Origin of the sequence: Arthrobacter silviterrae, assembly GCF_011045165.1 — a bacterium.
Classification (GTDB): domain Bacteria; phylum Actinomycetota; class Actinomycetes; order Actinomycetales; family Micrococcaceae; genus Specibacter; species Specibacter silviterrae.
The window spans coordinates 101,426-125,224 of the sequence record NZ_JAAKZI010000010.1; the positions used below are offsets into that span (position 1 = coordinate 101,426).

Sequence of the window (23,799 nt, forward strand, 5' to 3'; positions counted from 1 at the left end):
CATTGATCGGGTCTGGCCGCGGAAGCCAAGTTGCCACGTGGCGGAGCGCCTCCGGGTTGTTCCAGCGTGGACGTTCGGGCGGAATTGGCCGGGCCAGGGCGCTGGCCGCGATCTTGGCTGCCGGTGCAGGTTCCGGAAGGACTTGTCCGATCTCGCATAAGATCGGATGAATATCTGGATCAGAGTCTAAATTTGACCAAATCTCACGAAGACAGGTGAAAACATCGGATGTTCATGTTGTTCGGTGTCCATGCATCCCGTAGTCTCGGTTGAAGCCTTTGCAATGGCGCAGAAGCAAGAGGTGATCTTGGTGCCAAACGTGCCCAACTCATCACAACGAGATCATAAGGGGTTCCAAAGTATGACATCCACACTAAGAATGGTCGGTGCGCGCCCGGCCGGCAAGCATCTTGCCGGACAATTTGGCGCATTGGGGGAATGGGGCTGATGATGAAGCCGCCCGCACCGACACCCGCCCAACTCCGCTGGCAAGAACTTGGGCTCGGCATTTTCATCCACTATGGCGTCAACACCTTTGCGGCGCTGGAATGGAGCGACGGAACGTTGCCCGCAGCCAGCTTCAATCCAAGCGGGCTGGACGCCGACAACTGGGTGGCTGCCGCCCAGGCTGCCGGTGCCAAATACCTTATATTGACAGCCAAGCACCACGACGGATTTTGCTTATGGCCCACGTCCACCACCGAGTATTCAGTGGCGTCTTCCCCCTGGAAGGATGGCAGGGGTGACGTTGTCCTGGAGGTGTCGGAGGCATGCGCCCGCGCCGGAATGGGATTTGGGATTTATCTATCCCCATGGGACAGGAACGCACCGAGCTATGGCGATCCGGCAGCTTATGACGATTTCTACGTACGGCAGCTGACCGAACTGTGCACGGACTACGGGCCCCTCATGGAACTCTGGTTTGACGGGGCTGGGTCCGCGGGCCGTAGTTATGACTGGGGCAGGATTACTGCCGTCATTCACGAACACCAGCCGGAGGCCATGATCTTCAACATGGGCCGTCCCACCATACGCTGGGTCGGGAACGAGGACGGCTTGGCCAGCGACCCGGTCAACTATGTGGTCGCAAAAACTGACAACGATCAGTACACAGACTCTGCCACCAAGCTGGATTCGATGGCCTACTTGCCGCCGGAATGTGACGTCTCGATCCGACGGGGCTGGTTTTGGAATTCCGGAGATGAAGCCAAGTCCGTGGAGCACCTGCTCGCCATCTATTACCGTTCCGTCGGCATGGGAGCTAACCTGCTTCTGAACCTTGCCCCGGATCGGCGTGGACGGATCCCGGAAGAGGACCGCAAAACGGTGGACGCCTGGCGAACGGAGCTGGACCGTCGGTTCTCGGGACGAATTGACGCTGTGGTTGACAACGATGGGGATGGCGCCAGCTTAACTTTGCCGCAGCAGACCAAGTTTACTCACATTGAACTCGTGGAGGACCTTGTGAATGGACAGGGACTCAGCCATCACACCATCTCCGTGGACGGCACGGAGTTGGCAGCCGGCCAGACCGTCGGGATACGCAGGATACATCAGGTGGATGCCACCAGCGCCAGTACGCTGCGGGTTAATTTCAACGGGAAAAACGGCAGGCTTGCCTCTGCCTGCGTGTATGTGGGGGACCCGGATGTTGGAATGCCCAGCATTCCGAACGGCTACGCGGCACCGACAACAGAGCCGGAGGGTGTTCGATGAGTGGACAGAAAGATCAGGATCGCGTTCTTCGAGTTGGCCTGGTTGGTGTTGGTGCGCGGGCAACTATCGGTGAATGGGTTTCGGCCGTTGGAAATTGTGCTGAACTTGTTGTCACGGCTGACATCAGTCCAGCAGCAGTGAAGCGCTCGACCGAGCTCTTCGGTACCAGCGTGCCTTTTATCGGCGACTACCGGGATTTTGTGAATCATGGTGTTGACGCGGCGATTGTCACGGTCCCTGACGACCAGCACGCAGACGTGGCTGAACACCTTCTTCGGGCCGGCATCGCTGTCTATCTTGAAAAGCCGATGGCGACGACGGCGGCGGACGCCGACCGGATACTGGCCGCCGCATTTGAATCCGGCAGCCGACTGTACGTTGGACACAACATGCGCCACATGAGCGTGGTTACGATGATGCGCAGCATCATTGAGCGCGGGGAGATTGGCGACGTCAAAGCCGTCTGGTGCAGGCACTTCGTGGGCCACGGTGGAGACTACTATTTCAAGGACTGGCACGCCGACCGGCGCTACAGCAACACGCTGCTGCTGCAAAAGGGTGCACACGACATCGACGTAATCCATTGGCTCGCCGGCGGCTACACAAGAACCGTTTCGGCAATGGGTGATCTCATGATTTATGGAGTCAATCCCTCTCGGGCGGACAACACAGGCCGCCTGATGGGCGAATGGTTTAGCATGGACAACTGGCCGCCGGAATCACAGCGGGACCTAAACCCTGTCGTCGACGTAGAAGACATTTCCATGGTCAACATGCGTCTGGACAACGGTGCCTTGGCATCTTACGAACAATGCCACTTTACGCCCGATTATTGGCGAAACTACACGGTCATTGGCAGCCGTGGGCGCATGGAGAACTTTGGTGACACCGGTGGAGGCGTCATCAAGGTTTGGAAAAAACGTCACGAGTACCAGCCGGATGGTGACGTGGAATATGTCATTGGCGGAGATGAATCAGGCCACGGCGGTGCAGACCAGCGGACGATGGCAGAGTTCATGAGATTTATCCGCCACGGTGGCGCCACCGATACCTCTCCAATCGCGGCGAGGGAGGCCGTGGCGACTGCCGCATCTGCTGCCGAGTCCTTGCGGTCCGGTTCCATGCCGGTTGCCGTCCCTCTGGTCGAGAAGGCGCTTGAAGACTACTTTTCCAGCGGACAATCCAGGCCTTGATGGATGGCCGCCTTGGCATCTGCTAGGTCGTGTGCGAGTCGATGGCGCCTGGGAAGTGGGAAGCGCGGTTGCCGGAAGGTGAGGCGAAGTAGCCCGCGTTGCCGGCGCGCTGCGCATCGTCATACACGTTCTGAAAATGCCGGAGCAACTAAAATTGTCAAAGCCGCCCGACGCGCATTGGCTATCCTCCGCGCACTCAAAACCGATCGGACTAGTACGCCTGAACAGCCTGCGAACGCTTTGTGGAGATTCCATGTCCTATCTATTATCGGTTCCATGTAGGTCAATCGGCGATGGTTCTGGAGCCATTCCAAAACCAGCCTGATCGAGTTCATCGGATGAATTTCGCCCCAAAGGTATTAGTTCAGGGAAGGATGTGCGTTTTTGGGAGTTTGTGTCATGATATTGACAGCAAACATCGGATGGCTGTAGAAATGGTCTAGATCACATACGACCCCTTGAGGGGTCAACTGAACTCGAATGGAGCAAACGTGAGTACGATGCGCGAACGAAGGGCATTGCGCCCTGGACGGCTCCGTCCCGAGCCAACCGGCAGGAAGAGTCATGCGCGGAAGATCAAGGAACCGAAAGGTGACCGTATCCTCAATACGCTGCTCGTAGTGATCATGCTGCTGCTCGGGCTCTCCATTATTTATCCGCTGATTTTCGTTGTGAGCGCATCCTTCTCGGATCCTCTGGCCGTCAATTCAGGCCAGGTGACATTGTGGCCGGTCGGGTTCTCGCTGGACGGGTACAAGGCAATTTTCGAATACCCGTTGATCTTTCGTGGGCTGATCAACTCCGTTTTCTACGGGGCCGCCGTCACCGTTTTCGCAACATTTGCAACTATTGCGGGAGGGTACGCAATTTCCCGGACTGACATGCCGGGCCATCGATTGCTGATGATGGTCTTTGTCTTCACCATGTTCTTTGCAGGCGGCATGATTCCGTCGTATTTGGTGGTCAAAAGTCTGGGCATGCTCAACACGCCCTGGGCCATGATCCTTCCTGGCGCAATGAGCGTCTGGCAGCTGATCATCACCCGAACCTATTTTCAGGTCAATGTTCCCAAAGAACTGCTGGAATGTTCGCGTCTTGACGGAGCGTCCGACTGGGCGTTCTTTATCCGGGTGGTGGTCCCCATTTCCAAGCCCATCATTGCGGTCAACGCGCTGCTATTCGCGGTGGCGTCATGGAATTCCTACTTCAACGGCATCATCTACCTCACCGACGAGAACCTGTACTCGCTGCCGATGGTTATGCGAGACATCCTGCTGCAGAACTCGTTTGATCCGTCGAAGATGTCGGGTGTTGATCCAGCCCAGATTGAAAAGCTCAAACGCATTGCAGACCAGCTGAAATATGCCCTCATTGTTATCGCCAGTGTTCCTCCACTTCTCATCTATCCCTTCGTGCAAAAACACTTTGTCAAGGGCATGATGATCGGATCCCTGAAGGGCTAAGAGAAAATGATGAAAACAACTATTCAAGTCGCAGGTGAATCGGCGACGACGCCGGCGCCCGTCATTGTCAAGGCGCCCGAACCCCGAGCCAACAAGTCAGTTTCGCTGGGCCGGCGGATGCTTCGCGCCTGGCAGTTGTACGCCATGTTGTTGATTCCCCTGGTTTGGGTGGCCATCTTTTGCTACTGGCCGCTCTACGGGATTCAAATCGCCTTCCGAGACTATACGCCGGCGCATGGAATCACCGGTTCGGACTGGGTGGGGCTGAAGTACTTTGTTCGCTTTTTGAGCAGCTACCAGTTCTTTGAGCTAATTAAGAACACAGTGGTGCTTCACATGTACGAACTGTTGGTCGCGTTTCCCGCACCCATTCTCTTGGCGTTGGCCTTGAACACGCTGCGCCAGAAGGTCTTCAGCAGGATAGTCCAGCTGGTTGCCTACGCCCCCAACTTCCTTTCGGCGGTGGTTGTCGTGGGCATCATGACCATGATGCTTTCACCCTCCACAGGCGTGGTAAATCAATTCTTCTCGGCAGTGGGCCTGCCACGCATCGATTTCATGGGGCAATCTGAGTGGTTCCAGTCGTTGTACGTCTTCTCCGGTGTATGGCAGTCTGCAGGGTTTGCCGCCATCATTTATCTGGCCGCATTGGCGGGGGTTCCGCCCGAACTGCACGAAGCGGCCAAAATGGATGGCGCTTCACAGCTTCGCCGAGTCTGGCACATTGATCTGCCAAGCATCATGCCCATTGCAGTGATCATGCTCATTCTGAACATCGGCAGCATCCTCAATGTGGGATTCGAAAAGGTCCTGCTGATGCAGAACCCCCTCAACCTGGACATCTCGCAAGTCATCAACACTTACGTTTACCAAGTAGGGCTGAATTCTGCCGTTCCTCAGTACTCATACGCCACGGCTATCGGCATATTTCAATCCGTGGTCGGCGTGATACTTCTGCTGCTCGCCAATTGGATGGCGCGCCGCATCACCAAATCCGGGCTGCTCTAAGCACCTCGAACAAACCAAGGAGAGTCATGAAGTTTGTATTTGACAGCCAGGAAAAAGTCAGCCTGGTGCAGGGAGTTGCATCCGGGACAGTTGGCAGGCGTCAATTCCTGCGAACGGCAGCCATGCTCGGCATCACTGCGGCAACGGCCGGTGCCGTTCTGACTGCCTGCGACAACGGCACCAAGGGAGGATCGGATAAGAAAACCGCCTATAAAGCTGGATCTGCCACACTGCAGGTCGAATTGGGTGCTGAGGACACCAAAGTCCCTTACGGTGCGGGCTACATTGGACCCAAAGCGCGCGAGTTGAAGAAGTTTGGCGACGGCAAAACGGAATTTTCGGTACTGACGCGAACCTTCGCCGGACAGAACATGAAGACCAATAAGTTTTCCGTGTGGTTGGAAGAGAAGACCGGTGTTAAGGTCAACTACCAAGTTGTACCGATCGGGGAGGAAGGCACTCCCAAAGTCAACAACATCCTGGCCGGCGGCGACTTGCCCGATGCGATGATGCTCGGGCCAGCGTGGATGGGTGGGTTCAGCCGGTCCCAGATATACATTTACGGGCAGCAGGGGCTCTTTGCGCCAGTCGGCAAGCTCATTGACGAATTTGCGCCCGAACTTCTCGAAGTTTTCAAAAACGTTCCCAAGCTCCGTGACGACTTCACTGCCCCGGATGGCGAAATGTACGCCTTTCCCGCCGTCAACCAGTGCTACCACTGCAGATCCTCGGAGGTGCGGATGTGGGTCAACAGTACGTGGCTGAAAAGGGCCGGACTTAAGGCGCCGACCACCCTCGATGAATTTACCGCGATGCTCAGGGCCTTCAAGGAAAAGAATCCGTCAGGACTGGCATCATCCGTCCCCATGTCGGCGAGCAAGGCCGGCGAGGGGAGTTCATTCATTGGCTACATCATGCAGAGCTTCGGATACCTGCCTGCGAGCAACGTGTCCCGCGAAGGGAACAAACTGATTTATGCCCCGACCCAGGACTTCTACAGGGACGGCCTTCGCTACATGGCCGGCCTTGCCAAGGAAGGGTTGCTCGACAAGCGGTCGTTTACTCAGACCGGCGATGAACTCAAGCGTCAGGTCATGAACCCCGCCGGTGCCCTGGTGGGCTTGGTCCAAGGTGGATCCCAGGGCTCGTACGCCGACGTCGAAGCGTCGAATCCGAAGGCCAGGTACAGGGAATACGAGGTCATCGCACCAGTCAAGAATGGGTCAATAGGCGCGGTCTGCCCCTGGGACTATTCGGCAGGTGGAGTCGTTGGTTTGATCATTACCAAGAACTGCAAGGACCCGGAAACCATGATTCGCTGGGCGGACGCACAGATGAATCTGGAAGTTTGCCGAAGCATGCCCAGCGGTCCCCTCGGAGTCGGCTTCGAATGGGCCAAGAAAGGGCAGCTGGGAATCAATGGAAAGCAGGCAACGTTCTCCAGAGTTGCCGCCGGACAGGATGAGAAAAACCTCGGCTGGTACGAATGGGGCCCCTACAACTATCAGAATGACGTCCGGCTCAGTGAATCAGTTGACCCGGCCTCGGGATCAGTCGAGCCCGCACTTTACGAGGCGGGCAAATTGTACGAGCCATTCGCCGTCGCCGAAGAAAAATTCTTCACAGCCCCGTTCTTTGACGAGAGCCAGGCCGCACAGGTCGGCGAGTGGGAAACTAACCTGGGGACCTACCTGAGTCAATCAAACGCCAAGTTCATCCTCGGGGAACTAGACATCAATGATGACAAGGTGTGGGACAACCACAAGAAGAAGTTCCAGCAGCTCGGCCAGGACCAGTACCTTCAGCTGTTGACGGACACATCCGCGAAATAGTCCCAAGCGGTATCGGTGCCCAGCACCTCAACGCCGGTCCCCTGCATGGAAGCCTATATTTGGGCGTCTATGCAGGGGATCTCGTGACTTCCGGTAAAAGCACCGGAAGAAGCCGCGGCATTCGGTTCCGCCCGGGCCGGCTGATTTTTCACACCGCCTGGATCGGTCGCGCGCCTCACAGCGCCTGTCGCAGCCAGTTTTCCACGCCGCTGATGTGGACAGTGACCAGGGCCTTGGCCAGTTCGGCATCCCCGCGTTCCAGCGCATCGATGATCGCGGCGTGTTCGGCCAAGGTCCGGTCCACGGCTTTTTCCTGGGTGAGGCCGCGCCAGATCCGGGCGCGGACCGTTCCGCTGGAAAGCGCGTCCAGGACGCTGGCCAGATAGGAGTTGTTGGCGGCACCCGCAATCAGGCCGTGGAACATCAGGTCATGCTCCACCAGCGATTCCACGCTGGTGGCTTCGCTGATGTCCGCCATGGTGGCACGCAGGGCGGTGATCTCCCCGGCCGATATCCGCCCGGCGGCAATGGCGGCCGCAGCCGGTTCCAGGATGCGGCGGACCTCAAAAATTTCCAGGATCGACTTGTCCTGGTGCAGGTCCACGATGAAGGTCATGGCCTCCGTGAGCAGCTTCGGCTCCAGGCTGGTGACGTACGTCCCGTCCCCGCGCCGAACGTCCAGCACCCGGATGATCTCCAACGCCTTGACGGCCTCCCGGAGGGAACTGCGGGACAGCCCCAGCTTTTCGCTCAATTCCTGTTCAGGCGGCAGCTTGTCGCCCGCGGACAGTTCGCCGGACAGGATCATGTCCTTGATTTTGGTGATTGCTTCGTCAGTGACAGCCATGGGTCAAGTGTATTGGTCTGACGTTTGCGCCGGGGGTCTCGACGCGCTCGCAGGGCTCGCTGCTCGACCACCGGGACGCGCTCGCAGGGCTCGCTGCTCGACCACCGGGCAGCGCTCGCAGGGCTCGCTGCCCGGCCACCGGCCAACAAAAAAGCACCCCTGAACCAGCCAGGGGTGCTTTTCATGTGCGGAGACGGGGAGATTTGAACTCCCGGTGGAGTTGTGCCCCACACTTCATTAGCAGTGAAGCCCATTCGGCCGCTCTGGCACGTCTCCAGCGCTGGCCGGGGTAGAAGCCCCCAACCAGCATCCCAAACTTTACCTAGAGGAAGGGGTGTTAAGCAAAACGGACGGCCTCCGGAACCGGACGCGGTGCGCCGGCGGCGGGAATTACGCCGCGCCCGTCAGCGCGCGCCATAAAAATTCGTGCGAGGCAGTGTGCAGCCGCGCCGCCTGGGCGTTGTTTCCCGCCCCGGCGTGCCCTCCCTCCAGCGCCTCGTGGAACCACACGGGAATCCCCAGAGACTCCATCCGCGCCGCCATCTTCCGTGCCTGCACCGGCCCCACCCTGTCATCCGAGGTGGCCGTCCAAATGAACGTGGCCGGATAGGTAACCCCGGCGCGCAGCAGGTGGTATGGCGAAAACGTCTTGATGAACGCCCACTGCTCCGGCACGTCCGGGTCGCCGTATTCGGCAATCCACGACGCCCCGGCGGACAGTTTCGTGTAGCGGCGCATGTCCAGGAGCGGCACCCCGCAGGACACGGCGCCGAACAGTTCCGGGTATTGCGTGAGCATGTTGCCCACCAACAACCCGCCATTGCTGCCCCCTGCACAGCCCAAGTGGGCCGGCGAGGCCACCCCGCGCGCCGACAAGTCCCGCGCAACGGCCGCAAAATCCTCATACGCCTTGTGCCGATTTTCCTGCAGCGCCGCCGTGTGCCAGGACGGCCCGTACTCGCCGCCGCCGCGAATGTTCGCCACCACGTACACGCCGCCGCGCTCCGCCCCGCCCACCATGGCGCGCCGCTGAAGCCACGTGCGCCCCACGGCACCGCTGTACGCCGGCGTGCGCGACACCTCAAAACCGCCATATCCGCCCAGCAGCGTCGGGTTGCCGCCGTCGAGCCTTAAATCCTTGGGCCCCACCTGGAAATAGGGGATGCGGGTGCCGTCGTCGGAGACGGCAAAGTGCTGCTCCACGCGGTAGTCCGCCTCCTTGAAGAACGACGGCGCCTGCCGGACCGCCGCTGCCGGCCCGGCCGGGGTGGCGGTCCCGGCTGCGGGAATGGTGCCGCGCAACAGCGCGGTGGGCGTGAGGAATCCCGTGGCAACGAGCCAGTATTCGTTCCCGGCATGCGGGGTGTCCGGGTCCTGGTCCTCATCGTCCACGGCATAGGCGTCCACCGAGTGCAGCGGAGGGCAGGCATCCAGTGCCGAAGCCGCCCAGCCGGCGGCGGGGTCCAGGACCAGAATCCTGGAGGAGACATCCTCCAGCAGGTTCAGGAGCAGGAAGTCCCGGGTCCAGCTCCACGACTGCAGGGACTGCGTTGCCGTCGGGGCGTAGATCGTGGACAGGGCGCGGTCCCCGGCCAAATAGGCATCGAGCCCAATGGCCAGCAGGGTCCCGGCAGCGTACGTGGCGGGCGCCTCACCGCCAACCGTCCAGTCCGTGCGCGGCCGCAGCAGCAGCCACTGCTTGTGGAGGGAGACGTTCATGTCGTCCGGGACGTCAATGTGCACCCAGTCGCCGCCCACCAGCAGGTAGGTTCGCGAGTTGAAGAAGTCCAGCACGTCGTACGCCACATCGCGTTCAAAGCCGGGTGTGCTGTCATGGGACACCCCGCCGCTGAGGTGGTCCGGCGGCACCGAGAACAGCGGTTCCCGCGCCGCCAGCTGCGCCATGGACTCGCCTCGGCGCAGCACCCGGGCCGCGGCCGGGTAGGAGGACACCGTCATGGATCCCGGGCCGGTGTCCGTGCCCACGTACAGCGTGTCCGAATCCAACCAGCTCAGGCGCGTCTTCGCCGTCGGCAGTTCAAAGCCGCCCGGCACAAAGGCGCGTGCTTCGACGTCGAACTCGCGGTACGCAACGGCGTCTCCTCCGTCGGGGGAGAGCGCCACCATGGCCCGCCGGTATTCCGTGCCCGGGGCCGGCCGCAGGAATTGCGAGCCGGCCCAGAACCAGTCGGCGCCCTCCTCCCGGCACAGGGCATCGACGTCCAGCAGGACGTCCCAGTCCGGGGAGGGCGTGAGGTAGCTTTCCCACGTGGTGCGCCGCCACAGCCCCCGGGGGTTGGCTTCGTCCCGCCAGAAGTTGTAGTACCAGCTGCCGCGCTTGGACACCATGGCGATGCGGTCGGTGGAGTCCATGACCTCCAGGACGCTCGCCTCCAGGGCCGAGTACTCCGGCGTCACCAAGGCCTTGTCGGTCCGGGCGTTGTGCTCGCGGACCCATGCCAGCGCGTCGTCGCCGTGGATGTCCTCAAGCCACAGGTTCTCGTCGAAGGGTTCGTCCGCGAGGCCCTTTTCGGGAACGGGCGGTGCGGCGGCGGGCTTGGCTGCATCAGTGGTTTGGCTCATGTGCCCATCCTAGGCAGGTCCGCCGTCCGGGCCCGGCGCCATCCGTTAAGCTCAAGGGGTGGAAACATCGGGCGGGCTGGCAGTGGTCATTGTGGGGGCGGGCCCCCGCGGGACCTCCGTCATGGAACGACTGCTGGCCCAGTACGCCGCCCGGCCCGCCCGGCCCGCACGCACTCCCCGGCCCCTGCACATCCACCTGGTGGACCCCTTCCCACCCGGCCCCGGCCACGTGTGGCGCACGGAACAGTCCCGGCTGTACCTGATGAACACACAGTCCTTCTTTCCCACGCTGATTCCCGATCAAGGTGTTGCCGCAGCGCCCCTGGCCGGCTGCAGCTTCAACGACTGGCGCGGCCGGATGCGCCAAACCCCGGACCCCGCACTCAGCGAGGGCGACCGTGCGGAGCTGGCCCAGCTCACCGCCACAGGCTTTCCCAGCCGGGCCCTCTACGGCCGCTACCTTTCGTGGTGCGTGGCACGGCTGCTGGAAAAGCTGCCCGACGGCGCCACCGTCACCCACCACCGTGCCGAGGCCAGGCGGGTGGCGAGGGACCACGAAAACGGCGGCTACGGCGTCGAGCTTCTCAACGGGGAAACGCTGCACGCGGACAAGGTGGTCCTGGCGCTGGGGCACGTGGAGACGCGGCTGAGCCCGGCGCAGCGCGAATTCCGCGACGACGCCCGCGCCAATGGGCTCAGCTACCTGCCCCCTGCCGTGCCGAACGATGTTGACTGGGACCAGCTGCCGGCGGGCGCCACCGTGCTGGTGCGCGGCATGGGGCTGAACTTTTTTGACGTGCTGGGGCAGCTGACCGAGGGCCGCGGCGGCCGCTTTGAAACCACCGCGGCCGACGGCGGCGCGCTCACTTATGTGCCCTCCGGACGGGAGCCGGTGGTGGTGGGGGCGTCGCGGCGCGGCACGCCTTACCGCGCCAAGGCCGCGCTGGAGAGCTACTACCCGGCCGGCGTGGAACTGCGCTTCCTGGGCGAGGACGCCGTCGCCAAGATCCGTGGCATGGGCGCCACGGCCGGCTTTGAGCACGACATCTGGCCGCTGCTCCACCGGGACACACTGTGGGCGTACTACACCACGCTGGGGCGCAGCTCCCCGGATGCCCTTGCCGCGGGATTCCTGCCGGAGCTGGACGCGCTGCTGCATTCCGGGCTCGACGGCGACGGCGTGGACTGGGCTGAGCGGCTGAAGTCCCTGACGGCCCGGCATGTGGCGGAAGGGAGGGCGCTGGACCTGGCCGCGCTGGCCAGGCCGCTGTCCCACCACCCCCTGCGCCCCGGAGGCAAGCACCGTTTCGGCTCGCAGGCCGAATTGGATGCGGCGGTGCTGGCCTACCTGGCCGACGACGCCGCCAGTTCGGCCCGCGGCGAGGAGGACCCTGTCAAGATGGCCATCGGCGCCCTAAATGCTGGGCGGGCCATCATCAAGTCGCTGGTGGCGGACGGCGGCATCACGCAGGAGTCGTGGCTGGGCGAGCTGCGCGGCTGGTTTGAAGGTTTTGTCGAGGGCCTGGCCAGCGGGCCTCCCGCGCTGCGGATGGAGCAGCTGGCGGCATTGGTGCGCGCAGGCGTGGTGCACTTCTCCGGACCTGACCCGGTCTTCCGCATCCAGCACGGGCTCTTCCAGCTGTCCTCGCCCTGGGTTGACGCCGAACCGTGGCATGCCCGGCACCTGGTGGAGGCACTGGCCCCGGCCAACCGCGTGCAGGGCACCGCGTCGCGCCTGTTGAACAACCTGCAGGCGGACGGTCTGGCCCGGCCCCGGGTGATGCTGGCGGCCGACGGCGGCGCCGTCGTCACGAGCGGCCTGGACGTGTCCGCGCCCCCCTACCGTCCACTCGACGGTGCCGGCACGCCGGTGCCCGGGCTGTACGTGCTGGGCCTGCAGCTTTCCTCCGTGCAGTGGGGCACGGCCATCGCCGCCCAGGCCGGCGCCGAATACCGCAGCGGCTACCGCACCGTGCTGGACGCCGACGCCATCGCGGCGGACATCCTGGCCTGAACCCCATCCGCCTTTACGCGGACTTCCCTCTGGGGCAAAACTCGTGGTGGGTTTTGCCCCAGGTGCACCCGGGGCAGAACTCGAGTCGAGTTTTGCCCCGGCGGAAAGTCCCCAAACGACGGCGCACCTCCCCAGTCGCTTTCACGGAACTGAAAGCGGAAGGGAGGTGCGCCGTCGGGGTGCTACGGCCTAGACGCAGGCCTTGCTGCCCGGGTTGCGCTTGCACTGCGCATTCGGGTTGGTGATGGTTACCGGCAGGCTCACCGTGGTGCCGCTGGGTGCGGCACTGACGGTGATGGTGCCTCCCGTGCGGGCGTCGGCCGGCAGCTGGAAGGTGACCTTGGCGGAACCGTTGCTCACGCCCACCGTGTCAACCACGGTCGTCTTGCCCTTGCTGTCGGTGAACTGGACCGTGACGGAGGTGTTCTTCGGGCTGCCGAGGGAGGTCAGGTCCAGCTTGTTGAGCTGGAAGCTGACAGTGCCCTTGGCGTCCACCACGGCCGGATTGCCTTCAACCTCCACGCCGCGGCGTGAGAAGTCGGGGGCGATCGGGGCCTTGGCGGACTGCTCGCCCAGGTACTTGATCCAGGCGTCGCGGTCAATGAGGCCGGAATCCTTGGTGTTGGTGCCCTGGGTGAACACGCGGAAGTTGTCGCCGCCCGTTGCCAGGAAGCTGAACGTGCCCACGCGGTAGTTGCGGGCGGAATCCAGTGCCGCGCCGTTGATGGTGACCGAGGTGATGTGGTCGCCCAGCGCCCGGGTGGCGTCGTAGGTGTAGGACATGTTGGAGGACAGGCCCAGGTTCAGGAACGGGCGGCTGGGGATGCTGCCGTCCGCGTTGGTCTGCCACTGCTGTTCCAGCATGGTCTTCACCTGTGCGCCCGTGAGGGTGGTGGTCCACAGGTTGTTCACGAACGGCAGCACCGCGTTGGCGTTGGCGTAGGTGACCACGCCGTCGGCGAAGCCTGCGTTCTTGTAGAGCAGGTCCGCGCGGAGGCCGCCTGGATTCACGACGCCGATCTCGGCGCCGCCCGTCTGCTCCGACTTCAGCGCATCCAGGAGGGCGTTGCCCACCAGGTTGCCCAGCGTCGATTCGCTGGCACGGTCGTCGCGGCTGACGGTGCCCGTTGCCGGGTCAGTGGTCTGGGCCGTGGTGATGTCGGCGGAAATTTCGCCAACCTTGACGCTGCCGGCAACCTTGGCGTCGGCCAGGGCCTTGTCCGTGATGGTCTTGACGGCGGCAACGCGCGGGTAGCTGGCAACCAGTGTGGCGTCGGCTGTGGTCGAACGGGCCACGTTGCGCTGCGTGTACGACTTCACATGGTGGGTGGTGGCGTCCACAGTCAGCTGGATCTGCCCAATGAACTCGCCGTAGCTGCCCGTCTGGAGGACGGGGCGCGTCTTCAGTGCGGCATCAGCGGCAACACCGGGGATCGGTGCGTCCCACGCATACTGCTTGTGCGTGTGGCCGGTGAAGATGGCGTTGACGGACGGGGAGGTCGTGTCAACGATCTGGGCGAACGCCCCGCCGGCGGCAATCTCCTGGCCCAAGGTGGCGCCGTCGGGCGTTCCCGCCCCGGCACCCTCGTGGTACTCGGCCACGATGACGTCGGCCAGATGGCCGTCAGTGATCTTCTTTGCGACGCGGTTGACTGCTGCCACGGGATCGCCGAAGTCCAGGTTGGCGATCCCCGACGGGGTCACCAGGGTGGGGGTCTCCTGTGTGATGGCACCGATGACGGCCACCTTCACGCCGTTGACATCGATGACCTTGTATTCGTCAAGCACCGGGGTGGTGGTGCCCTTGGCGTATACGTTGGCGCCGAGGTAATCCCACGTGGCGGCGGTGCGGATGCGGCCGTCAAGGTCCGCGTAGCCCTTGTCGAATTCGTGGTTTCCGACGGCGGAGGCCGACAGCCCCAGCGCGTTGAGCACGTCGATGGTGGGCTTGTCATCCTGCGATGCGGAGGCGAACAGGCTGGCGCCGAGGTTGTCGCCCGCGGACAGGAATGCGGTGTTGGCGTCTCCGGAGGCGGCGCGCAGCTGCTCCACCGTGCCGGCAAACTTCACCGTGTTGGAGTCGATGCGGCCGTGGAAGTCATTGATGTTCAGGATGTTGACTTCCTGGGTGCTTCCGGGAGCCGGGGCCATCTTCAGGCCAACAACCACGGGGTCGTGGTCGGAGGCTGCGAACGCCGAGGTGTCATAGAAGTCGGTGACGTTGTTGTTGTACCGGCTGTAGCCCATGGCAATGGACTCGGCGGAGTTGATGTTCCAGATGTCCACGCCCGTGACCATGGCCTCGGCAGCAGGCGAGGCCAGGATGTGGTCCAGGGAACCCACCATGCCGCCGTAGCTGTAGGAGTGCTTGGTGGTCTTGGCGTCCTGGTCCACGTAGCCGGCGCCCGTGAGGACGTTGATCGGATCTTCGTGCAGGTACGCGTTGAAGTCACCGATCAGCAGCACCTTCTGCGTGCCCTGTGCTGCCTGCTGTGCATTCGAGAATGCCAGCAGCGCCTTGGCCTGGGCAGTGCGGGCCAGGTTGGAGTTGCCCTGTCCCTTGTCGGTGTCGCTGCCGATGGCCGAACCCTTCGACTTGAAGTGGTTCACAATCATCAGCACCTTGGAGGCATCCGGTGCGCCCACCATCTTGAATGCCTGGGCCAGCGGCTGGCGGGCAATGCCGGTGAAGGCTGCATCGTCCAGGATCACGGAGCCGCCCACGGGCTCGGCCACGGCCTTTTTGTAGATGAAGGCCGTCCGGATGACGTCCTCGTCGGTCACAGCCGGGCGCGTTGCGGGGGAGCGGACGTAGTCCCAGGTGCCGGGGGCTGCGGTGTTCAGTGCGGCCACCAGGATGGACAGTGCGTTGTCGCGGTCCTTGCCGAACTTGGCGGAGTTTTCAATCTCCTCCAGGGAGAGGACGTCGGCGCCTGAAGCGTTGATGCCGGAGACGATCTTGTCCTGCTGGCGCTTAAGGCTTGCCGCGTTCGCAGCGCCGCGCTGCAGGCAGCCGCCCTTGACGGTGAGGGGGTTGCCGTCCCGGTCCAGGTAGAACTGGCAGGCCGGTTCTTGGTCTCCCGTGGTGGGGAAGTAGTTCTGCACGTTGAAGGAGGCCACCTTGAGGTTGCCGCCCACGTCCTTGGGCTTTGCCTCGCGGTTGTTGCCGAAGGCGATGGGCTGCACGGAGGCAGCGTTGGCCGCCGTCAGCGGCTCCAGGGGCTGGAACTTGTAGGCATTGTTCCGGTTGTCAAAGATGACGTTGGAGCTGAACTCGCCCTGCGAGCCGACCCGCATCGGGGTGCCGGCGCTGAGCCACGGCAGGGGGATGGAGGACCCCGTGGTGGAGTAGTTGGCGCTGGAGCCGTCGTCGAGCTTGATGGCGCGAGCAGCATTCTCGGCCACCTGCGCGGCGTACTCCACGGACCCGTACGGGGCCACCGCGGTGGGTTGGGCCAACGCCGTCGTGCCGGCGGCCAGGCCGATCTCGCCGTAGCTGCTCAGCGAGTAGTTGTCGGTGATGGTGAAGGTGCCCTGCGGCGCCACCAGCATGCCCTCGAGGGTTTCGCGTTCAGCATCGGTGGCCGGGAGGGTCTTCAACACGGTGGCCTTGACCTCTGCGGCGGGGTCCGACAGCACCGTCATGTCGCCGGCGGAAACGTTGACCTCGGTGGTTTTGTTGGCGTCCGCGGCGCCACCAAATTCGGAGACCAGCCCCTTGACCTCGACGTAGTCGCCGATCTTCACGCTGCGGACCGTGGAGGGCGAGTAGACAAATACGCCGTCCGAGGCTTTGTGCGTGGCGAGGTCCAGGTCCCCGCCGGTGCCGGGGGTCTGGATGAAGTAGCCGTTGAAGCCGCCGTCGGGGTAGACGGCCGTGACCTTGCCCTTGGTGGTGACAATGGAACCTTCAAAGGGGCTGGCAATGCCTGTTCCCTGGACTTCGGCGATGCTCATGGCGCCTGCGTCCTCGGGCGGGGGCGGGGGTGTGTCGCCGCCCTGCGTGCCCACGGGTGTCGGGTCTGCCGGTGTGAAGTCGTTCTTGTTGTTGTCCGTGTCGGCGAACCCGGGGCGGTTCAGCGACTTTGACACGCTGCCGGTGGGTCCTGCGGCACCTTCAAAGGTGTTGGACGTGCCGTAACCGAGCAAGTCCACCACGCCGGGCTCGCCCACCACTGATCCGGTGGGCAGGGCCTGGAATTTGGCGGACTGGTTGGACAGGACAATGGTGCCGGTGCTGGCGGCGAAGGCCAAGGAACTGGATTCGACGTCGGCCGCGGGCAAGTCCCTGCCGGCGGGGGTTGCGCCCCCATTGGCCGCCCCCTTGACCAGGTAGTAGCCCTTGGCGGGGATGATGCCGGACAGGCCGTCAAGCGCCGCAGAAATGCTGATGGCGCCGGTATTTCCACCGGGACGGTACTGCAGCGACCAGCCCTTGAGGTTGATGGCCGAATCGGTGGGGTTGTACAGCTCCACGAAGCGGTTCTTGTATGTTGCCCCGGCGCTGCCGCCGTTGAGGTAGGCCTCGTTGATGATCACGTGGGATGCTGCCGTGACGGCGGCCGGAAGGGCACCTGTGGGCGCCAGCGCCGCCGTCGTGGTTGGGCCCGCTGTGGCGGGGCCCTGTTCGGCCTGCGCAGGCGACAACGCCAGCGGGGCCGCGGCGAGTCCAAGGGCCACGATGGCCCCCATTCCCGCCTTCATAAGGGTGTTGGTCTTCATGTTTCCAACTCTCGGATGTGGTTGCACAGTTGTGCTGTGGGTGATGATGAAAGGTGTTTTGTACTGCATTTAGAGAGAAACCCAAAGCAAAAAGGGCCGGGTCCAGCCAGCCCCGCAGGATCGTCTTTGAGCCTCACACATAAAAGTGAATCATCCATGAACGGGAGGGGGCGGTCAAGCAAACGCTTTCCGAGTGCGTGGACGTGAATGAATGTGGCCTTTAACGAGCAAAAAGGACGCGGCCCCGTCACCGGGGCCGCGTCCTTTTTGCCTGTGCGGAAGGTGCGAGATTCGAACTCGCGGTACGGGGTTACCGCACACTGGTTTTCAAGACCAGCTCCATCGGCCGCTCGGACAACCTTCCTTACCCTAGTAGTGTTTCATAAGCAGGGCGGTGCCACCAAAGCGGCCACAGCTGCCCGTGCCAGCCAGTGGAATTGCCCGTGGAAAAGTCAAGTGGAGAGTGTCATGAAGGCAATTGTTGCCCCGCAGCCGGGAGGTCCGGACGTTTTGACCCTGGCGGAGGTCCCCGCACCCGTTCCGGGACCGGGCGAGGTCCTGATCGACGTGGTCGCGGCGGGCATCAACCGGGCGGACGTCCAGCAGCGCCGGGGTTTTTACCCGCCTCCCGCCGGGGCCTCGACCATTTTGGGCCTGGAGGTCTCGGGCCGCATTGCCGGCTTTGGCCCCAACGTTACGCGGCCGTTTTCCCTGGGGGACAAGGTGGTGGCCCTGCTCAGCGGCGGCGGCTATGCGGAGCAGGTGGCGGTTCCGGCCGGCCAGGTGCTGCCCCTGCCCGGCGGCGTGGATGTGGTCACGGCCGCGTCGCTGCCCGAGGTGGCCGCCACGGTCTATTCCAACCTCTTCATGACCGCCCAGCTGCAGCCAGGGGAGACGGTGCTGATCCACGGCGGCACGGGCGGCATTGGCGTCATGGCGGTCCAGCTGGCCAAGGCGGCCGGCGCGCGCGTGATCGCGACGGCCGGCAGCGACGAAAAGGCGGCCATGCTCACCGGCTACCTGGGCGCGGACCTGGCCATCAACTACCGCTCCCAGGACTTTGTGGAACTGGTCCGCGAGCACACCGGCGGCCTGGGCGCGAACGTGATTCTCGACGTCGTCGGCGCCAAGTACCTTGCCCAGAATGTGCAGGCCCTGGCCCTGTACGGCCGCCTGGTGGTGATCGGCCTGCAGGGAGGCACGACGGCGGAGCTCGACCTGGGTGCCCTGCTCGCCAAGCGCGCTGCCGTCATTGGCACCACCCTGCGGGCCCGGCCCGCGGAGGAAAAGGCGACCATCATGGACGGGGTGCGCGGGCACGTGTGGCCGCTGTTGGCGTCGGGGGCCGTCAAAACCCTGGTGGACAAGACATTCCCGCTGTCCCAGGCCGCTGCCGCGCACGAATACTTCGACTCCGGCGCCCACGTGGGCAAAGTCCTGCTGACGCTGTAGCCCGGCCTGCCCCGGTGGTCGAGCAGCGAGCCCTGCGAGCGCGTCGAGGCCCGGGCCCCTCCGAGTACGGGGCCAAGCCGCCACCGCACCGAGAGGACCCCCGTGTCGGCGAGGGTCAACCCCACAGTCGCGACACGAACGCCGCTAAGGGACTGTTTGACCCCGGTTTCGGCGTGCCCATGCCCGGATCCGGCCGAATTCCGGCCCTGCCCCAATCGGTGGTGCAGCACCTGCGGGCTGGTGGATTCGGTGGTGCAGCACCTGCGGGCTGGCCCGTCCATAGCCCACATCAGCTGCTCCATCGATTCTCCGCCGGGCCCGCAGCCCGCATCAGCTGCGCCATCGAATTGCCGCGCCCTTCCCGATGGCGAAACACCCCTTGCGCATTGCATACCCGGTAACTAGTGTTTGCCATACGCGGTATGCATACCGTTGTCGCGGCCGGCCATTGGGGGCGGCCGCGCCGATCTTGGGGAGATTCACATGTCAATCAGGCATTCACTGTTGGCCCTGCTGCAGGAGGGCCCGCGATACGGGTACCAGCTCCGCGGCGAGTTTGAGGAGCGGACGGGCTCCACCTGGCCGCTGAACATTGGCCAGGTCTACACCACGCTGGACCGGCTGGAGCGGGACGGCCTGGTCGAAAAGGAAGGGGACGACGGCGAGGGTCACGTGGTGTACACCATCACTGACGCCGGGCGCACCGAAGTGACGGACTGGTTCGCACAGCCCGTGGCTGCCACAAATCCGCCCCGCAACGAGCTTGCCATCAAACTGGCATTGGCCCTGACCTTGGACGGCGTGGATGTTGCCGCCGTCGTTCAGGCCCAACGCACCGCCTCGATGCGGCAGCTGCAGGACTACACGCGCCAGCGCCGGGCTGCAGCGACCAGTGCTGACGCTGCTCCGGCAGCACAGGGCGGGCCGAAGGCCAACGACGCTGCCTGGCTGCTGGTCCTGGACTCGCTCATCTTCACCGCGGAGGCGGAGGTCAGGTGGCTGGACCATTGCGAGGGCTGGATGGCCCAGCGTGCCGTGCGCGCCGGGAAGCAACGGACAGCGGTGGCCGAACGCCAGGCGGCCGAACACCCGGCGGCCGCAGCGGCCGGGACCCGGGCGGTGTCCAAATGAGCAGCGAGGTCCTGCAGCTCGACGGCGTGAGCCGCACCTATGGCGCGGGAGCCACGGCCGTCGCGGCGCTGCGAAACGTCAATTTGACCATCCATGCGGGGGAGTTTGTGGCCGTCATGGGCCCGTCCGGCTCCGGAAAGTCCTCGCTGCTGACACTGGCCGGCGGCCTGGACAGGGCCACGGGCGGGGAGGTGTTTGTGGAGGGGACTCCGTTGGGCGGGCTGAGCATCAACGAACTGGCCCGGCTGCGGCGCCGGGCCGTGGGCTACGTGTTCCAGGATTTCAACCTGGTGCCCACCCTGACGGCGGCGGAAAACGTGGCACTGCCGCGCGAGCTGGACGGAATCCCGGCCAGGAAGGCCCGCAGGCAGGCGAATGACGCCCTGCGCCTGGTGGGCATCGAGGACCTGGCGGACAGGTTTATGGACCAGATGTCCGGCGGGCAGCAGCAGCGCGTGGCCATTGCCCGGGCCATCGTGGGCAATCGCCGGCTGATTCTGGCGGATGAGCCCACTGGCGCCCTGGACTCGGCCACGGGAGACGGCATCCTGGAGGTGCTGAGGGGTCGCACGGAGGCGGGGGCCGCCGTCGTGCTGGTCACGCATGAGGCCCGGCATGCCGGGTGGGCGGACAGGGTGGTGTTCCTCAAGGACGGGCGCATTGTGGACGAGGCCGCCTCGCAGCATGATCCGTCGGTGCTGCTGACCGGGCGGGCCCACTGAGATGGCCCTGGACCTCACCCCCGTGAAGGGGGGCCGCCGGCCGCGGCTGCGCCTGGCGCTGACCATGGCGTGGCGGGACATCCGCCGCCACAAGGGCCGGTCGGCGCTGATTATGGCGCTGATTGCGCTGCCCATATTTGGCCTGTCGGCAGCGGCCACGGCCGGGCAAAGCATGCTCGCCACGCCCCAGGAAACGGTGCTGCATGAACTGGGCCAGACCCAGGGCAGGCTCGCCCCGCTGGAGGCCATCAACGCCAAAAGCGTGCAGGCCGTGCGCGGCGACCTTGGCTACCCGTCGGGGCAGGGGGAGCCGGACAAGAATTTCACGCCCGCCGCCCCGGCTGACGTGGTGCCGCCCGGCTACCGCGCCATTGCGAGCCAATACCTGCAGGCCACCAGTCCGGTGGGCCAGGCCCAGGTGCCGCTGCAGGCCGTTGTCACGGATGTCCTTGACCCTGCCTTTGCCGGGAAATACAGGCTTTTGGAGGGCGCAGCGCCGTCAGGGGCGGGCCAGGCCGTGGGTTCGCCGGGCCTGTTCAGCCGCTTCGGCCTCCAGCCGGGCGGGACGCTGACGACGTCGGCCGGCACCTTTGAGCTGGTCGGCACCGTCCGCGACGCCGGGGTCGCGGACGGAAACACCGTCCTCTACCTGAAGCGGGACCAGGTGCCCGCTTCCATGGCGGGGTCCCTGTCCCCGGCCGTTGTTTACCTTGCCGGCGACAGGCCGCTCGGCTGGAACGACGCCAAGGCGTTCAACGCCATGGGGGTGCAGCTCACCTCGCGCAGCTTGATCCTTGACCCGCCGTCGCTGGCGGAACGGCCCGTGCAGCCGAATGACGCAGCGTCTGACGGCCGTCTTCAAAATGTCCTGAGCCTGGCGGTTCTCGGGTCCCTCGTAGGCGTGCTGGCGCTGCTGGAAGTGGGGCTGCTGGCCGGGGCTGCTTTTGCCGTGGGCGCCCGGAAGCAACAACGGGATTTGGCACTGCTGGCAGCATCGGGGGCGGAGGCAGGCATGCTGCGTTCCGTGGTGACGGCCAGTGGTGTGTGGCTGGGACTGGCGGGCGGCGCAATAGGGGTTGTTCTGGGAACAGTGGCGGCATCCATCGGGGTTTTGGCAGTCCGGGCGGCGGGGCAGACCATTTTTTCCGGCCTGCACGTCCAGTGGCTGGGCATCGTGTTGCTGGTGGCCGTGGGACTGGTGTCCGGCTGGCTCGCCGCCCTGGTCCCGGCCCGGGCCGTCTCCAAGCAGGCCACGCTGTCCGCGCTCAAGTCCGGACGGACCGCCGATGAGCCCGCCAAGTGGACGGTGCGCATTGGCTTTGGCCTGGCCATTCTGGCCGCGGCGGCCATGGCGGCCGGTGGCATCGTGGCCGTTGCCAAGCGCGGGGACCTGCAAATGTATCGATGGCAGCCGCTGTACCTCGGCTTGATCATTGCGGGCGCCGTCATGCTGGTCTTTGCCCTGATTTGCTTCACGGGGCGCATCGTGGACCTGTTGACGGCCCGGACCGCCTGGCTTCCCATTGCGCTCCGGTTGGCCGCGCGGGATTCCGCGCGGAACCGCGGCCGGACGGTTCCGGCGGTCGCTGCGGTGCTGGCCGCCGCAACGTTGTCCAGTGCGCTCATGGTGGGCACCGCCAGTGCCATGCAGCAGGTCAGCGATACGTACGGATGGCAGGCCAACCTCAACCAGGTGGGCATTCCCCTTCAATATGAGGACTACGACGTTGGGCCGACGAACAGCCATGGCGGCGCTGTGGCCGTGGGCCGGGGCAAAATGGTCACGGTCGACCCTTCCAAAGTCACGGCAGCACTGAAGTCCTCCATAGGCCCGGACGTGGCCACCAACGTACTCCGTGGCGCCGTCTCGACGAATTCCTGCCCGTCCGGCACCGTCGCGGAGAACGGCGACTACATCCAGGCACCCTGCATTGGCTGGGTGCTGGCCGAACCGGCCGCGAACCGCTGCGAACTGGCCAAGGACGCCCAGCCCATTGACTTGGGCGACTGGCGCTGCACCGGGGCCATGAGCACCACGAACTTCGGCACTTTCCTGCCGCCCATTGTGGTGGGAGGCGAAGATGAACTGGCCGCACTCTTGGGGCACCGGCCCAGTGACGCAGCCCGGACGGCACTGAAGTCCGGCGGGATCGTTGTCACCAACACGATATATGTGGACGATTCCGGCAAGGCCGCCGTCATCAGCGTCGACTACCACGCCGAGAGCAGCCAGAGCAACGGGTTTTACGTCTCCGTCGACCCAGGATCACAGCCTGCCGGCCCAACGTACCTGCGCCCGGACTTCGTGCCGCTGAGCACCAAGACGCTGGCCGCCGTCGTCGATGCCCCGGACAGGCCGCTGCACTTTTACGGAGTGGTCTCCGCGGAAACGGCCAAGGCCATGGGCATGCCGGTTGACCCCAGGGCGCTGTTGATCACTGCCGCCGGGCCGTTGAGCCAGGCTGCCGGGGACAAGGTGGCCTCCTCGCTGGCCCCCTTCATGGGCCCGTTTGGAGGGTTCTCGCTGGAACAGGGGCCGCCGACCTTCGTCAACCTCATGCTGTGGCTGATCGTGGTGGGAGGTGCGCTGATCACCCTCAGCGCCGCCGGCATCACCGCCGGGCTGGCGCTCGCCGACGGCCGCAATGACCATGCCACTTTGGCCGGCGTTGGGGCGGACACGCGGCTCAGGAAGGCCCTGGCCGGTTCGCAGATCCTCATGACGGCGCTGCTCGGCACCGTGCTGGGCGTTGTGGCGGGCGCCATTCCGGTGGTCGTGGTGCTGGCCCTGCAGCGTGGCTTCCCGATCGGGCTGCCGTGGCTGCAAATGGCGGCGCTGGTGGTCCTGGTGCCACTCTTCGGAGCAGCCGCGGCGTGGCTGCTGACAAAGGGCAAGCTGCCCATGACAAGGAGGCAGACCCTGGCCTGACCCGCCTCCCTTTCCGACGCTCGGTTGCAAACGGGCCACATTTCCCGGACGCTCGGTTGCAACCGGGGCTCCGCCGCCCCACTTGCAACCGAGGGTTGGCTGAGAGTGCCCCGTTTGCAACCGAGCGTCGATAGGGCGGGCAGGGTGTCCTCTCCCGCCCCGGCCCCCCCCCCCCGTACCCCCCCCC

At 64.3% G+C, this 23,799-nt stretch carries 13 protein-coding genes and 2 tRNA genes; 10 read left to right on the top strand and 5 right to left on the bottom strand.

What is annotated here, in order from left to right; genetic code table 11:
• Window positions 1–447: 447 nt before the first annotated feature.
• From G6N77_RS07990 to G6N77_RS08010, 5 genes are all read left to right on the top strand, one after another.
• Window positions 448–1,716 carry an alpha-L-fucosidase gene (locus G6N77_RS07990; protein ID WP_165181492.1) on the top strand — a complete coding sequence of 423 codons (1,269 nt, stop codon included), beginning with the start codon at window positions 448–450 and terminating at the stop codon, window positions 1,714–1,716.
• Window positions 1,713–2,909, top strand: coding sequence for a Gfo/Idh/MocA family protein (locus G6N77_RS07995; protein WP_165181493.1), 1,197 nt, complete (start codon window positions 1,713–1,715; stop codon window positions 2,907–2,909). The genes G6N77_RS07990 and G6N77_RS07995 overlap by 4 nt, the downstream gene beginning before the upstream one ends.
• A gap of 500 nt (window positions 2,910–3,409) precedes the next feature.
• A complete protein-coding gene (locus G6N77_RS08000) occupies window positions 3,410–4,372 on the top strand; it encodes a carbohydrate ABC transporter permease (protein WP_165181520.1) in 963 nt (320 codons plus the stop codon).
• A 6-nt stretch (window positions 4,373–4,378) separates the two neighbouring features.
• Complete coding sequence (locus G6N77_RS08005; protein WP_165181494.1) at window positions 4,379–5,380, top strand: ABC transporter permease; 1,002 nt, start codon at window positions 4,379–4,381, stop codon at window positions 5,378–5,380.
• A 26-nt stretch (window positions 5,381–5,406) separates the two neighbouring features.
• Window positions 5,407–7,212 carry an extracellular solute-binding protein gene (locus G6N77_RS08010; protein ID WP_165181495.1) on the top strand — a complete coding sequence of 602 codons (1,806 nt, stop codon included), beginning with the start codon at window positions 5,407–5,409 and terminating at the stop codon, window positions 7,210–7,212.
• Window positions 7,213–7,387: 175 nt separating this feature from the next.
• On the opposite strand, the gene G6N77_RS08015 is transcribed toward G6N77_RS08010, so the two are convergent.
• From G6N77_RS08015 to G6N77_RS08025, 3 genes are all read right to left on the bottom strand, one after another.
• Complete coding sequence (locus tag G6N77_RS08015; RefSeq protein ID WP_165181496.1) at window positions 7,388–8,059, bottom strand: FadR/GntR family transcriptional regulator; 672 nt, start codon at window positions 8,057–8,059, stop codon at window positions 7,388–7,390.
• 188 nt (window positions 8,060–8,247) lie between these two features.
• Window positions 8,248–8,335 (bottom strand) — tRNA-Ser (locus G6N77_RS08020).
• 114 nt (window positions 8,336–8,449) lie between these two features.
• Complete coding sequence (locus G6N77_RS08025) at window positions 8,450–10,642, bottom strand: prolyl oligopeptidase family serine peptidase (protein ID WP_165181497.1); 2,193 nt, start codon at window positions 10,640–10,642, stop codon at window positions 8,450–8,452.
• 58 nt (window positions 10,643–10,700) lie between these two features.
• Between G6N77_RS08025 and G6N77_RS08030 the strand changes: the two genes are divergently transcribed.
• On the top strand, window positions 10,701–12,656 hold the full coding sequence (locus G6N77_RS08030) for an FAD/NAD(P)-binding protein (RefSeq protein ID WP_306987276.1): 1,956 nt from the start codon (window positions 10,701–10,703) through the stop codon (window positions 12,654–12,656).
• A gap of 189 nt (window positions 12,657–12,845) precedes the next feature.
• Here the strand turns inward: G6N77_RS08030 and G6N77_RS08035 are convergent, their stop codons facing one another.
• Window positions 12,846–17,378, bottom strand: a complete 4,533-nt coding sequence (locus G6N77_RS08035) for an ExeM/NucH family extracellular endonuclease (RefSeq protein WP_165181498.1) — start codon at window positions 17,376–17,378, stop codon at window positions 12,846–12,848.
• Window positions 17,379–17,654: 276 nt separating this feature from the next.
• A tRNA-Ser gene (locus G6N77_RS08040) sits at window positions 17,655–17,742 on the bottom strand.
• 104 nt (window positions 17,743–17,846) lie between these two features.
• Between G6N77_RS08040 and G6N77_RS08045 the strand changes: the two genes are divergently transcribed.
• The 4 genes from G6N77_RS08045 to G6N77_RS08060 all read left to right on the top strand — a co-directional run bounded on the left by G6N77_RS08045 (window position 17,847) and on the right by G6N77_RS08060 (window position 23,612).
• Window positions 17,847–18,830: an NAD(P)H-quinone oxidoreductase gene (locus G6N77_RS08045; RefSeq protein ID WP_165181499.1), complete on the top strand. Its 984-nt coding sequence runs from the start codon at window positions 17,847–17,849 to the stop codon at window positions 18,828–18,830.
• Window positions 18,831–19,313: 483 nt separating this feature from the next.
• Window positions 19,314–19,961 carry a PadR family transcriptional regulator gene (locus tag G6N77_RS08050; RefSeq protein ID WP_165181500.1) on the top strand — a complete coding sequence of 216 codons (648 nt, stop codon included), beginning with the start codon at window positions 19,314–19,316 and terminating at the stop codon, window positions 19,959–19,961.
• The gene (locus G6N77_RS08055) at window positions 19,958–20,683 is read left to right on the top strand and encodes an ABC transporter ATP-binding protein (protein WP_165181501.1); all 726 of its coding nucleotides are present in this window, start codon (window positions 19,958–19,960) and stop codon (window positions 20,681–20,683) included. The genes G6N77_RS08050 and G6N77_RS08055 overlap by 4 nt, the downstream gene beginning before the upstream one ends.
• A gap of 1 nt (window position 20,684) precedes the next feature.
• Window positions 20,685–23,612, top strand: a complete 2,928-nt coding sequence (locus G6N77_RS08060) for an ABC transporter permease (RefSeq protein ID WP_165181502.1) — start codon at window positions 20,685–20,687, stop codon at window positions 23,610–23,612.
• The last annotated feature ends 187 nt before the right edge of the window (window positions 23,613–23,799 follow it).

What these genes read in the sequence shown, in the direction of transcription:
- G6N77_RS07990 (WP_165181492.1), top strand. Translation starts at nt 448, where the DNA reads ATGATGAAGCCGCCCGCACCGACACCCGCCCAACTCCGCTGGCAAGAA.
- G6N77_RS07995 (WP_165181493.1), top strand. Translation starts at nt 1,713, where the DNA reads ATGAGTGGACAGAAAGATCAGGATCGCGTTCTTCGAGTTGGCCTGGTT.
- G6N77_RS08000 (WP_165181520.1), top strand. Translation starts at nt 3,410, where the DNA reads ATGCGCGAACGAAGGGCATTGCGCCCTGGACGGCTCCGTCCCGAGCCA.
- G6N77_RS08005 (WP_165181494.1), top strand. Translation starts at nt 4,379, where the DNA reads ATGATGAAAACAACTATTCAAGTCGCAGGTGAATCGGCGACGACGCCG.
- G6N77_RS08010 (WP_165181495.1), top strand. Translation starts at nt 5,407, where the DNA reads ATGAAGTTTGTATTTGACAGCCAGGAAAAAGTCAGCCTGGTGCAGGGA.
- G6N77_RS08015 (WP_165181496.1), bottom strand. Translation starts at nt 8,059, where the DNA reads ATGGCTGTCACTGACGAAGCAATCACCAAAATCAAGGACATGATCCTG.
- G6N77_RS08025 (WP_165181497.1), bottom strand. Translation starts at nt 10,642, where the DNA reads ATGAGCCAAACCACTGATGCAGCCAAGCCCGCCGCCGCACCGCCCGTT.
- G6N77_RS08035 (WP_165181498.1), bottom strand. Translation starts at nt 17,378, where the DNA reads ATGAAGACCAACACCCTTATGAAGGCGGGAATGGGGGCCATCGTGGCC.
- G6N77_RS08045 (WP_165181499.1), top strand. Translation starts at nt 17,847, where the DNA reads ATGAAGGCAATTGTTGCCCCGCAGCCGGGAGGTCCGGACGTTTTGACC.
- G6N77_RS08050 (WP_165181500.1), top strand. Translation starts at nt 19,314, where the DNA reads ATGTCAATCAGGCATTCACTGTTGGCCCTGCTGCAGGAGGGCCCGCGA.
- G6N77_RS08055 (WP_165181501.1), top strand. Translation starts at nt 19,958, where the DNA reads ATGAGCAGCGAGGTCCTGCAGCTCGACGGCGTGAGCCGCACCTATGGC.
- G6N77_RS08060 (WP_165181502.1), top strand. Translation starts at nt 20,685, where the DNA reads ATGGCCCTGGACCTCACCCCCGTGAAGGGGGGCCGCCGGCCGCGGCTG.